Here is a 14,706-nt window from a genome sequence, read left to right as displayed (position 1 = left end):
AGCAAATTTGTTTCTCTTTCCGAACCTTTTTCATAAGAAGGATATAGTTTAGATTAGTTTAAAAACCAGGTTCACACCTGGTTTTTTTATGGATTAAACTGTTGTATTTTCTGAAACGATCTCTTTAAATGTGAATTGATATTTTTCATTGTATAATTTCACATAGAGTTTAATGTAGTTTTCGTACGTCTCCATAGCCAAGCTATGTTTTCCTTGTATGGAAAGGAGATTGCATTTTACGCGAAGAGCGGTTTCATTCATTTGGTCGAATCCAAAAATAACATTTGAAATGGCCAGGCGTATGCTTGGTTCAAAATCGAATTTTGTTAATAATTCCTCCAGAGTACTTACAATTGTACCGGTTGTTTTGTCTTTAAAAGAATCCAGCCATTCAGGAATAATATCGCGAAGCAGAGTGCCTCTGTGTAATATCTGAATTATTTCCTCTATTCTATCACTATCTAAATTGGTTATTTGAGTATCAATACATTTTTGAATGTGTGCTAAATCGCAGAAAATGTTCTCTTCGAGTATCATCTTCCAATAATTATTGTCGAAAGTAATTTCAATTCCTTGAATATCTTCTATGATGCCACGTAACTTTTTAATATTAACACCTCTGTTGTTTTTTGCCTTGTCTTCCGGTTTATCCGGCCAAAGAAATTCTTGAATTCTTCTTGATGAAATTCCTTTTCCATCTTCAAGAGAATACAATAATATCAAAAGAAACAATTCTTTAAGAGTAGGACTAAAGCGGTAGGTGATATCTTTGTTTTTCTTATCAAAAACCTGAAATCCTCCAAACAACAGGATAGAGTTTACTTGTGGAATTTCAAAAGTCGGTAGTTTTTCCTGAAAGGTTAAAATGGAATCATTTTCTAATTTTTCAATTTTTATTTTAGTTCTTATTTTTCTCCTCACAAAAAATATCAGGAACAAAAGTGTTGCGGCTAAAAAAACGTAGAATAATTTTATGGCGAACGGAAGTGAATCATTATTCATATTCAATTCAGTATCTGCTCCAGGCTCATAGCTTATCGAATACATAGATACCTCATATGTTTCAGCATCCGCATCCACTTCCTGCGATGTAAGTGCAATCAATTTATTTTCACTTTCCCAATAATACAGATCGGCAAAAGATTTAATGTCAACAAATTCATACGGTATACTATCGCCAATAAAATATAGTTTTGGATCATTAATAAATCCTTTTGCTATTCGAAGGTGCGTACTGCTTTTTTGACAAGGAAATAGTAATGTATAAAAGGCACTGTCTTTTTCAGTTACTTTTAATGAATTTACGGGCAGGTATTGAAATTGATCATTTTGCTGTAGTTCCCATAATTTTTTTATTTCATTTGTTTTGAAATCAATTCGATAAAGGTCGTAGTAAAATTCTTTTCCTAAAATTTGTTTTCCAAGCGAATTTCCCAGTCCTCCAAATAAGTAAACAACATTACTGTTTTCAGCCGAAAATCCAAGCGAACTGCAATACCGAGGTTCGATTACATCACCTTTAAGTTTGAGCTCTGTCCATACTTTGCTTTTCTCGTTGAATGATTTAATTGAATTGGAATAGGAATAGTAACCGTATCCGCACAAAGTAGTTATTTGGTGATTAATTGGATGAATCAGCTTGTTGTGATGCCACCACTTTGGAAGATCGTTAGTTACACTGTCGGCATGACTCCAGCTTTGATTGACTGAATTGTAAGCTGAAAGATCGTTTTGGTTTAAACTATACGAAACTAATTGATTGTTGCTGTCAATAATAAGCTGTTGTGATTTTTCAAAAACAGGGTAACCGGAATTTTTATTGTTTGTAACCAAAGTACCTGTTTTAATTGAGTAGGTGCTTGCAGTACCATTTTTAAGAACAAAATGAATAGCCTCATTTTTTTTATCATATGCCATAGATGGCAGTGAAGGAAATGATAAGGTTTTTATTTTAGTCCAGCGATTGTGGTAATCAATTACCCAATCCGGATTATATAGTTTTGCAGTTCTGCTTGATAAAATGTCTTTAAGTTCATTGTTGGCAACTTTTCGAAATGGCCATAAATGTTTTGGTGTTCCGTCAATATGAATGGCCAAATCTTTTACAGACATTGAGGGAACTTCATCGATAAAAAAGCCATACTTGTTTATTACACCTAATGATAAGGAAAACTCGGAAGATTTGGGGAATTGAATTGAATTTTTAAAGTGATTTTCCCCAAGAGTTAAGGAAATCTCTCCATTTTCACTATCAATTTTAAGTTGGAATGGAATCCATCTGTTTCGAAGAAGGTTTAATGAATTAAAATTACAATGAAATTTAGTTTCTTTTTTATTGAGGATTACATATAAATCCGGTTCTCTATAGGTAACCTGAATTAAGTTTTTACCATGTTCCTCCTTTAAAGATAGGATTTCCCCATAATGAGTTTCCGTTTCCCGTAAAGAAATCATAAAAGCAATGGTGAAGCTTTTGGTATATGAAATATTATTCTTGTGTGTAATATCAATTCCAGTCCGATTCTCTTTCGAAACCTCGTTGGATTTAAAATAAATACCATGGTCAGCATAAAGAGAAGGGGAAGATATAATTAAGGCAAATAATGCAAGTAGAAATTTCATTATTATTTATGGCGTTTGTTAATTTCCAAATATATCGAAATATACCAAGACTTTAAAGATAAAAGCCTAAAAAGACTAAGGTCGTTGCACAAAACAGAAGAAGAATTTGTGAACTTATTTCAGCTTGATATCAATCAAATTGATTTATTCATTTCGATAATAGAAAAAACAGTAAATAGGTGGTGAAATTGTGATAGGTATAAGTTGTTTCTAAAATTGACTTCATTCAATGGTTGGAACAAATAAGGAATTGCTAAAAATCCTTATTAATTGTGCCCGACAAGTCACTTTTGGTAAGGTTTTGTAAATCAGATATAAAACGTTTGATTAATGATTTTATGTGCCTTGTTAATTCAATATTAATCGTGAATTAATACGTTTGCGCTAATATTGGTTTCAGAAAAAAACAACATTTTTTTTGTTCATTGTATAATTAATAATTCTAACTATGAAGAAATGCTATTTACGAAATCTTCATTCAAGCCTGACTAACCCATTAGGACTTGGAAGTAAGATTGGGATTTTTGCTTTGCTTTGCGCGATGATGGTTCTTCCATTTTCGGCAAATGCAAACGTTAACACATTAACTAATGACAATTCATCTGTTTCAGCAACACAGCAAGTTGTTACAGGTGCTGTTACTGAAGACTCAGGAATGTCACTTCCTGGAGTATCAGTTGTTGTTAAGGGTACTACAACTGGAACAGTAACTGATATCGATGGAAAATTCGAGATCACAGTTCCTGAGTCAACCAGTATTTTGGTTTTTAGTTTTGTTGGTATGCAAACACAGGAAATTACAGTTGGTTCTCAATCTGTAATTAATATTGTTATGGCTACTGATGCTTTACAGGTAGATGAGGTAATTGTTACTGCATTAGGCATTAAAAGAGAAAAGAAAGCACTTGGTTATGCTGTTCAGGATGTAAAAGCAGATGAGTTGACTCAGGCTGGTAATTCTGATTTAGTAAGTTCTCTGGAGGGGAAGGTTGCTGGAGTACAGATTAATCAATCTGGTGGTGGCGTAGGAGGAACATCGAGAATCGAGATTCGGGGAGCTAGTTCTTTAAGTGGAAACAATGAGCCTCTTTGGGTGGTTGATGGAGTTCCATTTGATAACGGAAATAGTCGCGATGGAAGTATTTGGGGAGGAACATCGAGAGCTGGCGGTGCTTTTGATTTGAATCCGGAAGATATTGAGTCGGTCTCAATCTTGAAGGGACCTAATGCAGCTGCTCTTTACGGAGAACGAGGAGGTAATGGTGTTGTTTTAGTAACAACAAAAAAAGGAACTCGTGGTAAAGGTTTAGGAATTTCTTATTCTGGTGGATTTACTATGTCTGAAGCTGCTTATATGTTGGATCTTCAGGATAAGTATGGGCAAGGTTCCAATGGCGTGTACGATAAAAATAATGCTTCGTCATGGGGACCTGAAATGAATGGTCAGCTTTTAGAGTCTTGGACTGGAGAAATGATTCCATACGAAGCACAAAAAGATCGTTTGAAAGATTTTACCCGAACAGGAACAACTCAAAAGCACAATGTGGCTCTTACAGGGGGTAATGAAGAGGGCGCTTACCGTGTATCTATCGGAAAAGACATTATGAATGGTCTTTATGAAGATCATAAAGTGGAGAAATTAACTTTTGATTTACGTGCTGATTATGACATTAATAATTGGTTAAATGTTGATACTAAAGTTTCTTATTTTCAGACAGAAGGTAATGAACGACCTGAAATTGGAAACTATTCTTACGTTTCTTATTTCAATACTATGCCAATGAATATTCGTAATCAGGATCTGGCTCCAGGATATAATATTATTAGTGGTCAGCACGTGGAGAAATTATATAAAAACCCAAATGCGAACCTTCGTAATCCTTATTTTTTGCAAGCACAAACAACAAATTACGACGAGAAAAACAGAACTTTTGGATATGTTGCTGCAAATATTAAGATTAATTCCGACTTAAAAGCAAAATTTAAGTATGGAATGGATTTTTATGATTTTTCTTCAGTTGAAGGTTATCTGTTTGCAGACAATGTTGATGCGAGCAGACCAAATTACAATCCAACTCAATCTAATTTTAAGGAAGAAAATTATGAATTTCTTTTGTCTTACAATAAAGATATTAATGAGGATTTTACAATTGGTGTAAATGTTGGTGCTAATGATATGAGAAGAGTTTCTAAAGGTTTAAGCGCCAATTCCGGACGTTTATCTTCAGAAGGAGATTTCTTTTTGGCAGCAGGATCTAATATAAAAGCTTCGGAGTCAGCTTCAGAAAGTGAAGTTCGTTCTGTTTATGGTTTTGGTCAGGTTGCCTATAAAAACATGTTGTTTCTTGATCTTACAGCTCGTAACGATTGGTCATCAACTCTTACAGCATCTGATGCTCAATATGATAATTCTTATTTCTACCCATCAGTGAGTTTGAGTGGTATTGTTTCTGAAATGACTGATTTACCGGATTGGGTGTCATTTGCAAAAGTTAGAGGATCTTGGGCAAAAGTTGGTAAGGCTACAGAACCATATAACACAAGTCAATCATACACGTTAGAGAGTGGTAACTATAATTTAACAAGAGGGATTGTTTCAGATCAGAGGGTAGTGATAGGACTTAAGCCGGAAATTTCTACTTCTTGGGAAATAGGAGCTGATTTAAGATTATTAAACAATCGTTTAGGTATTGACTTTACTTACTACAACGAGGAAACTAAAAATCAAATTCTTGCTGTTCCTGGCGTACAAAGTTCAGGATACAATACAATTTTGATAAATGCCGGTTTAATCACCAATAAAGGTGTGGAATTGATGTTGACTACCGTTCCTGTAAAAACTAAAGATCTGACTGTTGGTTTAGATTTTAATTTCGCTAAGAACGAGAGTGTTATGGAAAAATTGGCCAACGGAGTACCTGAATATAATTTTGGTATGAATGTAATGGCAATTCCAGGTGAGAAATTAGGGGTGATTCGTGGTACTGTATATGATCGTGATGTTAATGGTAATATAATAATTGACAATAGTGGTTTAATGGTTATAGCTCAAGGTGATGACCATGTTTTAGGAAATGTTCAGCCTGACTGGACAGGTTCAATTAACTTGAGTGTTGATTATAAAGGATTGTTTCTTACAGCTTTAGTTTCAGTTCAAGAAGGTGGTGATATTTTATCTTCTTCTGAAAGAGGTGCTGTTTCTGCTGGAACCGCGGCAAGAACTACTGAGAATAACAGAATGTCATTTTTTGTTGATGGTGTTACTGCCAGTGGCGGAGCGAATAATGTAATTGTTTCAGCTGAGGAATATTGGAGACAATTAGCCAAAGTAGATGAAGAATTTATGTATGATGCCTCTCATATGAAGCTTAGAGAAGTTGCTGTTGGATATAATCTGCCAAAGTCTCTTTTGAGTAAAATACCTCATAACCCGATTAAAAATGCACGTGTATCTTTAGTAGGAAGAAATTTATTCTATTTCTATAAGCATACTCCGGGAACTGCTCCTGATGCTAGTGCTTATAGTACTGATTTTGCAGCACAAGCATTTGATTTCTCACCGGTTCCATCAGCGCGAACTTATGGGTTCTCTCTTAATGTTGGTTTTTAATAGTTAAAAAATTAAAGGTTATGAATAAAATATATATAGTACTGCTTGCATTGGGACTATTCGTTATAAACACTGGTTGTTCAGATGATTTCTACGATATGAATGTCAAGAAAGATGCAGTTGTTGACGTAGAACCGAAGTTTTTCTTTAACACGATAATACAAGCGACATTCGCTAACTATCAAAGGAATGTGAATTTATATCCTGATTTGTATTCCCAGTACTGGGCAAATACAGTATCTGGTTTTGCTTCTCCACGATATGAATATGTTGATGGATGGATTGGAAATCAATGGAAAGAGCATTATACCGATTATTTACGTAAAGCTGTAGCAATTCAAGAAAGTGTAGGAGATAATCCTGTATTTGCTGATGCATTAGCAATCAAAGAAATTTGGATGGTTTACTGGTGGTCAAGAATGACCGATACTTATGGTGATATTCCTTATTTCAATGCAGGAACAGGTGAATCTGTGCCTTATACATCACAACAAGAAATTTATACTGATTTATTTGCAAGACTGGATGCCGCAATTAAAAGCATTACTGGTGACGCAGAGCAATATAAATATGATGACGGTTACGACTTGATTTACAATGGTGATGCATTGCAATGGCGTAAGTTTGGTAATTCTTTGCGTTTGCGTTTGGCAATGCGTATTTCCAATGCAGATCCAGCAAAAGCTCAGGCTGAAGCTCAGGCGGCAGCTAGTGGCCCAGGTGGATTATTAATCAGCAATGCTGATGTTGCTAAGGTTCCAATGTGGAGTAAAGGATGGTATGATTATTTGCACCAAATGGCTTGGAATTGGAACAATATCAGAATGTCAAAGACTTTCTCTGATAATCTGTATAACCAATCATCAGTGGGAGAAGATCCAAGAGCACCTAAATGGTTTGCTTATCAGGTTGATGGTAAGCCAACAACGAAAGAAGATGCTGGTTTCGATAAGTATTTAGGAATTGAAAATGGTTACAATCTTGTTCCTGCAGATTCAGATAAAAACTTTGCGACTATCAATTTAGAGGGTGGATATGTTGATTTTGCGGGAGACGGTGGAGAAAACGGAATGTATTGTCCTGTAATGTTCTATTCTGAAGTTAAGTTCTTAGAAGCCGAAGCTGCTCTTAGAGGATGGATTTCAGGAGATGCAAATGCATTGTACAAAGAAGGCGTACAAGCTTCTATGGATTATGTTGGTGTAGATGGTGGTGATGCTACTGGTTATATTGATGGATTAGCGGCTCTTTCTGGAACGAATGAAGCTAAATTAAAGCAATTAATCACTCAAAAATGGTTAGCAAATTTCCCTAATGGAGTGGAAGGCTGGGCGGATTTTAGAAGAACTGACTACCCAGACATCACTTTACCGAAAGACGGAGTTAGCGGAAGTTCGACTGTTGCAGCCGGTACTTGGGTGAAAAGAGTTCGTTATCCTGATAATGAGCACCTTCAGAATGAGACGAACATGCCGTCAGCACTTAATACATTAACATCTGACAGAATGGATATTAAAGTGTGGTGGGATACTGCAGATACCAAAACCAAAGATGGTAGTGGATTAATGAATAGCAATTTTTAATTAAAAATTTAATGAAAGTGTTCTGATTATTAGATTAACAGAGCACTTCATTTAAACTTTGTTATATGAAACGTCCATGACAAGGATATTTTGACACACAGGGGGATGATTATTTCAGCATGGTAAGTTCCATATGGCAAAAGTTTAAAATTATAATCATATGAAAGCAATAAAATTTAATATAAAAATGTTGTCTTATCTGGCTGCTTTTTTGATGGTTTTCACCTTCGCAGCATGTGATGATGACAATAAAAGTGCAGGTAATTTTGAGACGGGCTCTCTTGATGCTTTGATTACAGAAGCAGAAGGCTTAATTGCAACCAGTGTTGAAGGAATTAATGCCGGCGATTTTAAACCAGGGGCAAAAAAAGAACTTCAGGAAGTGGTTGATTGGGCTTATTGGCGTATCGAAAATTCTGATAAACAGGAAGATATTGCTGATGCTGCGGTGAAATTGCAGCGTTACATTGATATTTTTAAGGCAAATACGGTTGCGTTAGCAATGCCTTGGATTCAACAGGAAGATGGAACAGGGATTCAAATTTCAGATAATATCAAATCTGTTTTTGCTGAAAGTTTTACTATTGAGACTCAGATTTATGTGGTTGACTTAGCTGTATTAGATTATTCAAACAATATTTTTGCAACCGAGCAGGATGGTCCCGATAGTGGTTTCGTAATTCGTTATTTCAGCGATGGTGTTATCCATCTTAACGTGGGTACTGCTGATGGTTGGAAAGAAGTTAAAACTGAAGCTGGCGTAATGAAATCCGGCGAATGGATGCAAATCGCATTGGTAAACGAAATTACCAGCCAGAAATTATACGTAAATGGTGTTGAGGTATTATCACAAACACAAACTTATTTGCCGGGAGCTGACAAAAGTTTTTTTATAGGTAATGGACCAACTTGGACCAGTCGTGCTATCAATGGTATCGTGAAAGATGTTAGAGTTTGGAAAGGCGCTCGTACAGCTTCTGAAATTGCTGATAACAAAACTGCGGCATTGGATGGAACTGAAGCAAATCTTGAAATGTTCTTTCCTTTGAGTGCAAATTTAGGTGATTCATTTAAGGATGTTACAGGAAACTATACTGCTGCTATTAAAGGAAAAGTAGAATGGGTATCTGCTCCTCCGGTTATCGTTTTAGATAAAGCGAACCTAACGAATGCGATTAAAGAAATATCAGATTTTAAAGCAACAGTTGTTGAAGGCGAGCAAGATGGTGATTATCCAATTGGAACGATTGAATACATTGATGGACTGATTGTAGATGCAAATGATGCTTTGGAAAATGAAGGACGTCAAGCCAAGTTGGATGAATTGGCAACATCATTAACGGGTAAAATTGCTTTGATTAATAAAATGCTAGTTGCTGAAACTGACGGTATTTTTATTGATCATGATAATCCTGCTGCAGTTGGTTTAAGAATTACACCAAACTATACACCACAAGGTGATTATACTGTAGAATTCAATGTTAAAGTTAAATCTTTGTTTGGATATGGCAATGGAGAATTCTTTAATAATGGAACTTACGGAGTTTGGGTTGATGGATATACTGAATTATCTGAAGAGAATGTATTAGGAGCTGGAGGATTATGGAACTTTACTGACGCTGGAAGTGGATGGCAAGGCCCAAAAGCAGAAGCATTGACAATGCAGAAAGATGTATGGCAACATGTTGCTATTGTTCATGACAATACAGCCTTAACAACAACATTATATGTTGATGGTGTTGCGAAAGGTGTTCAGGAAGATATAGGTGCTCCAAATGTATCTGGTTGGGGTGAAATGTGGCTTGGTAACGGCTGGGGTAAAATGGATGGTTATATGAAAGATTTTCGTTTATGGGACGTTGCTCGTGATGTTGCTGATTTGGATGCTGATATCGATGGCACTGAAACTGGATTAAATGTTTACTTCCCATTGAATAGGGTTCGTGGCGTTAAGTTCGCTGATAAAACTGGAAACTATCAAGGTGACATGAGAGGAATCTCTTGGAATGTAATTGAAGATTAATAGTTTGATTAAATAATTTAGGAGCTGTCGCTTGACAGCTCCTATTTCCAATTTTTGTTTTTTTTAAGGGAAACCATATTAAAGTAAAGAGGTTTGCTTCCGCCTGCATATAAAGGAAGGATTTTTTTCCAGCCTTTTCGAAAAAAGGTGTACTAAAATTGAAGATTAAATAGCTTTGAGCTACAACATATATCAGCAGATTATAAAACTTAAGAACAAAAACCAGATGCTATACCAAAATTCTATTAAATCATTAATTTTACTATCTCTGGCAATTACTACTTTATTTTCCTGTAGTAACCGAGAGCAAAAAGATACCGAAGGCAACTACATTCAGTTTGTTGATCCTTTAATTGGATCGGCGGGACATGGACATGTTTTTGTTGGAGCAAGTGTGCCTTTTGGTGCCATTCAGGCTGGCCCTAGCAATTTCCATAAAGGCTGGGATTGGTGTTCATCGTATCATTATTCAGATAGCATCGTCAAAGGTTTTTCTCATTTGCATTTGAGTGGAACTGGTTGTACCGATTTAGGCGATTTTTTAATTATGCCTGCTGTTGGAGATGTGAAAATGAATCCAGGTTCACAGGAAAATCCTGAGGAAGGTTACGCTTCCTACTACGATCATAAAACTGAGAAGGTTGAGCCTGGCTACTATAAAGTACATTTGGATACTTATAATGTAGATATTGAAATGACCACAAGTGAACGTGTGGCTCTTCATAAAATAACATTCCCAAAATCAGATCAGTCAAAAATAATTCTTGATTTGCAGGAGGGAAACGGTGATAACGCTACCGAGACATTTTTTCATAAAGTAAACGATACAATTGTAGCCGGCTATCGTTTTTCAACTGGATGGGCTGAAGATCAAAGAGAATATTTTGCAATGGTACTCTCTAAGCCGGTTAAAGATATTGCAGTTTATAATGGCGATAAATTAGTCGAAGGAGATGCCGCAAAAGGACTTGCAGTAAAGGCTTGTCTGGAATTTGAGACAGAAATTTCTGAAGAGATACAAGTTAAGTTTGGAATGTCGCCAGTAAGTATGGAAAATGCTTTGGCAAATATTCAAGCTGAAATGAAATCATGGAATTTTTCTAAAATCCTTACTGAAAATCAAGCAAAATGGAATAAGGAACTGGCTAAAATTGAAATCAAAACGAAAGACCTAACAAAGAAAAAGGTTTTCTACACTGCAATGTATCACACACTTATAGCGCCTAATTTATTTAATGATTCTAATGGCGATTACCGAGGAGTTGATAAAAAAGTATACCAAAATGCAGATTTTACAAATTACACCTTATTTTCTTTATGGGATACCTACCGTACAGCACATCCTTTATATACTTTGACACAACAGGAACGCGTTCCGGATATGATTAATTCAATGCTGACAATTTACCAGCAGCAAGGGAAATTACCGGTTTGGCATTTAAGAGGAAACGAAACCAACACAATGGTTGGATACAGTGCTGTTCCTGTTGTTGTAGATGCTTGTTTAAAAGGATTTGAAGGGATAGATTATGAATTAGCTTACGAAGCTGTTAAGGCAACGGCTATGGGCGATTTTGAACCAGGAGTTAAAGAGTTACAGGAATACGGTTTCATTCCGTGTGATATGATGCATGAATCTGTGGCAAGTGCTATGGAATATGCGATTAGTGATTGGGCAATCAGCAAACTGGCTGAAAAATTGGGGAAAACAGATGATGTAAAATATTTTGCGGACAGAGCTAAAGCATATACTAAATATTTCGATCCGAAAGATCGGTTTATGAAAGGAAAAATGAAAGATGGTTCCTGGAGAACACCTTTTAATCCTTACTCAGCACAGCATCGTGTAAATGATTATTGTGAAGGCAACGCATGGCAGTATCTATGGTTGGTTCCACAAGATCCGGAAGGATTAATTTCTCTTTTAGGTGGTGAAAAACCATTTTTGAATAAGTTGGACAGTCTTTTCTCGATTTCTTCCGAATTGGAAGAAGGAGCTTCCTCTGATATTTCAGGCTTAATTGGTCAGTATGCACATGGAAACGAGCCAAGTCATCACATCACCTATTTGTATGCATATGCCGGCGAGCAGTTTAAAACGGCCGATAAGGTTCGTTACATCATGAATGAATTGTATACCGATCAACCAGATGGTTTATGCGGGAATGAAGATTGTGGACAGATGTCTGCCTGGTATGTAATGTCTTCCATGGGATTCTATCCTGTTAATCCAAGCAATGGTGCCTATGTTTTCGGTAGTCCTTTGTTCGATGAAGCAAGTATTAATCTTCCTGCAAATAAGAAGTTTACCATCAAAGCAAACAACAACAGTGATAAAAATATTTACATTCAGTCTGCGACCTTAAACGGATTGGAGTATACAAAATCTTTTATCACACACAAAGATATTTTAAACGGTGGAGTGCTGACACTTGAGATGGGAGCTACACCAAATCCAAATTTTGGAAAATCAATTCAAGATCGACCTAAATCAATTGTTTACTAGTACTAAGATGAAGAAAGCAAACGTATTATTATTGTTATTTGTTACTGTTTTATCAGCCTGTGGAGGTGAGAAAGTAATGAATACTGAAAAAAACCTTGTTGATTTTGTAAATCCATTAATGGGAACCGATTCCGACTATTCTTTGTCAAATGGAAATACATATCCGGCTGTTGCATTGCCGTGGGGAATGAATTTTTGGACACCACAAACCGGTGAAATGGGAAATGGCTGGTGTTATGCCTATGATGCCAAAAAAATCAGAGGAATAAAACAAACCCATCAACCAAGTCCGTGGATAAACGACTACGCTGCATTTTCATTAATGGCTGTTACCGGTGATTTAAAATTTAAAGAGGATGAAAGAGCATCTTGGTTTTCACATAAAGCTGAAGTTTCGAAACCAAACTACTATAAAGTTTATCTGGCTGATTATGATGTCACCGCAGAAATAACACCTACAGAACGAGCGGCTGTTTTTCGTTTTACGTTTCCGGAAAATGAGTCTTCTTATATTTTGTTGGACGGATTTTTTAAAGGATCTGAAGTGACAATTCTTCCGAAGGAAAGAAAAATAATTGGTTACTGCAGAAATAACAGCGGTGGTGTTCCTGATAACTTCCACAACTATTTTGTTGCCGAATTCGATAAAGAATTTGAGGTAACACATACTTGGAATGGAGATCAGTTAACTGAAAATTCACTGAAAGCAAGCGGAGAGCATGTTGGTGCTGTTATTGGATTTAAAACTCAAAAAGGGGAAGTCGTTCATGTAAAGGTAGCTTCATCTTTTGTAAGTCCGGAACAGGCACAATTGAATTTGGACCGGGAAATTGGAACGAAAAATTTTGATAAGGTATTAACCGATGCTGAATCGGCATGGGAAAAGGAGCTTTCCCGAATTAAAGTGGAAGGTGGAACCGATGATCAATTAAAGACATTTTATTCCTGCTTGTACAGGGTACTGTTATTCCCCCGCAAGTTTCATGAAATTAACGATAATAATGAAGTAATCCATTACAGCCCTTACAATGGTAAGGTACTGCCCGGCTATATGTTTACAGATAATGGCTTTTGGGATACATTCCGGGCAGTCTTTCCATTTTTCACACTAATGTATCCTGATATTAACGCTCAGATTATGGAAGGATTAGCCAACACTTACAAAGAGAGTGGCTGGTTGCCCGAGTGGGCGAGTCCTGGTCACAGAGGATGCATGATTGGTTCGAATTCGGCTTCTTTAATAGCAGATTCTTACCTAAAAGGAATTCGCGGATATGATATTGAAACATTGTATGAAGCAATTCTTAAAAATACGAAAGGATACAATGAAGAGATAACATCCGTTGGACGTTATGGTGCAGATTATTACAACGAGTTGGGTTATGTTCCTTACGATGTGAATATTAATGAGAATGCAGCCAGAACATTAGAGTATGCTTACGATGATTTCTGTGTTTGGAAGCTTGCTAAAGAATTGGGTCGTCCACAAGAGGAAATTGATTTGTTTGCCAAAAGAGCTCAGAATTATAAGAATGTATTCGATAAGGAATCTGGCTTAATGCGTGGGAAGAATGAAGATGGAACTTTTCAGTCTCCTTTTAACCCGTTAAAATGGGGTGATGCCTTTACTGAAGGAAACAGCTTGCATTACACTTGGTCGGTATTTCAGGATGTGAATGGCTTAATTGATTTGATGGGAGGAAAGGAAAAGTTCATTTCTACTTTGGATGGTGTTTTTGAGATGCCTCCTAAATTTGATGATTCATATTATGGTGGAGTAATTCACGAGATTCGTGAAATGCAGATTGCAAATATGGGGAATTATGCACATGGAAATCAGCCGATTCAACACATGATCTACTTGTACAATTTTGCAGGCCAGCCATGGAAAGCGCAGGCAAGAGTTCGTGAGGTTATGGATAAGCTCTACACTCCGCAGGCCGACGGTTATTGTGGGGATGAGGATAACGGACAAACTTCTGCCTGGTATGTATTCAGTTCAATGGGCTTTTATCCCGTGTGTCCCGGAACCGATGAGTATGTTTTTGGTGCTCCGCTTTTCGATAAAATTACTTTGAGCCTTGAAAATGGAAAAACCTTTACAATTTCAGGTACTAACAATTCATCAGATCATGTTTTTGTGGATGATATCAAGTTAAACGGTAAGTCTTATGGAGCTAATTTCATTAAACACAAGGATATTTTAAACGGGGGAAATCTTGAATTTAATATGTCGGCAGAACCAAATAAGGAGAGAGGAACTACTAAAGAAAGTTTTCCATATTCTATGAGTAAATAAGAAAGAATGATAGTAGCATATCAAATATAACGGAAGGCTTGCAAACATGAGTTTGTAGGCCTT

The 14,706-nt window shown here is 36.3% G+C and carries 6 protein-coding genes; 5 read left to right on the top strand and 1 reads right to left on the bottom strand.

All coding sequences use genetic code 11. From position 1 onward, the window contains the following. Positions 1-93: 93 nt before the first annotated feature. The gene (locus tag BZG01_RS00650) at positions 94-2,622 is read right to left on the bottom strand and encodes a Kelch repeat-containing protein (RefSeq protein WP_101307890.1); all 2,529 of its coding nucleotides are present in this window, start codon (positions 2,620-2,622) and stop codon (positions 94-96) included. 448 nt (positions 2,623-3,070) lie between these two features. Between BZG01_RS00650 and BZG01_RS00645 the strand changes: the two genes are divergently transcribed. From BZG01_RS00645 to BZG01_RS00625, 5 genes are all read left to right on the top strand, one after another. Beyond that, positions 3,071-6,232, top strand: a complete 3,162-nt coding sequence (locus BZG01_RS00645; RefSeq protein WP_101307889.1) for a SusC/RagA family TonB-linked outer membrane protein — start codon at positions 3,071-3,073, stop codon at positions 6,230-6,232. Between the two features lie 20 nt (positions 6,233-6,252). Beyond that, a complete protein-coding gene (locus BZG01_RS00640; protein ID WP_101307888.1) occupies positions 6,253-7,815 on the top strand; it encodes a SusD/RagB family nutrient-binding outer membrane lipoprotein in 1,563 nt (520 codons plus the stop codon). Between the two features lie 160 nt (positions 7,816-7,975). Then, positions 7,976-9,838 (top strand): LamG domain-containing protein, encoded by a 1,863-nt coding sequence (locus BZG01_RS00635; protein WP_101307887.1) that lies wholly within the window; start codon positions 7,976-7,978, stop codon positions 9,836-9,838. Positions 9,839-10,064: 226 nt separating this feature from the next. Then, positions 10,065-12,344, top strand: coding sequence for a GH92 family glycosyl hydrolase (locus BZG01_RS00630; protein WP_101307886.1), 2,280 nt, complete (start codon positions 10,065-10,067; stop codon positions 12,342-12,344). 7 nt (positions 12,345-12,351) lie between these two features. Further along, the gene (locus BZG01_RS00625; RefSeq protein WP_101307885.1) at positions 12,352-14,643 is read left to right on the top strand and encodes a GH92 family glycosyl hydrolase; all 2,292 of its coding nucleotides are present in this window, start codon (positions 12,352-12,354) and stop codon (positions 14,641-14,643) included. Positions 14,644-14,706: the final 63 nt, after the last annotated feature.

The sequence above is a fragment of the Labilibaculum manganireducens genome (genome assembly GCF_002843385.1).
Classification (GTDB): Bacteria; Bacteroidota; Bacteroidia; order Bacteroidales; family Marinifilaceae; genus Labilibaculum; species Labilibaculum manganireducens.
Note: the sequence above shows the minus strand (reverse complement) of the source record. Positions and strands in the feature narration are given on the sequence as shown.